The sequence below is a fragment of the Xanthomonas sp. CFBP 7698 genome, assembly GCF_003600855.1.
GTDB lineage: Bacteria > Pseudomonadota > Gammaproteobacteria > Xanthomonadales > Xanthomonadaceae > Xanthomonas > Xanthomonas cannabis.
Genome location: NZ_PRDN01000001.1, coordinates 182,325 through 182,880, shown reverse-complemented (window position 1 = coordinate 182,880; position 556 = coordinate 182,325). Strand labels below are relative to the sequence as shown.

Annotated in this window: 1 protein-coding gene; it reads left to right on the top strand. The window is 60.6% G+C overall.

Annotation, left to right across the window (positions count from 1 at the left end; translation table 11 throughout):
• Positions 1–82 precede the first annotated feature (82 nt).
• Positions 83–556, top strand: a complete 474-nt coding sequence (locus tag XnspCFBP7698_RS00745; protein ID WP_139015217.1) for a hypothetical protein — start codon at positions 83–85, stop codon at positions 554–556.

Here is a 556-nt window from a genome sequence, read left to right as displayed (position 1 = left end):
GCGATGGCCGCCGCCCCCGACGGGCGGCGGCCATTGAAATCGTCATAGGGGGCAAGATGTCCCAAGAACCGGAGAACGCTGCATGCAAGCCCGTCGATTGATCCTGATCGCCACCCTGACCCTGGGGCTACTGATGAACCACCCATCCGCCGCAAATCAGCCAGTCGGCGACACGCCGCATAACGGCCTGTCGCTGCAGGCCCTGGAACGCGCCTACATCGAATCTTATGAGCAGTCTGGATTCCGGCTTGCCAACCGCCGTAAGCAGTCGTATCCGAACGGTGCCTGGAATATCGAGCTCGTTTTCCAGTTGAAGAGTGCACCGAAGGGACGTGACTCACCTAGCACTACGCTCAGTATCTTTAGCCGTCTGCCGCCCAAATGCGGCTGCATCATGCGGAGGGAAAGCTTCTTGGGGGCCGATGCCAATAGTCCTGATAGGGAGGCATATATGCGCGGAGAGCGTGCTCTCGTCAAAGCCGATAGGGCCGCGCTGGCAAAGGTGCAGCGGCGATTGGGGTCTAGCATCCCCTACGCAGGTCCGGCCGAACCGTGA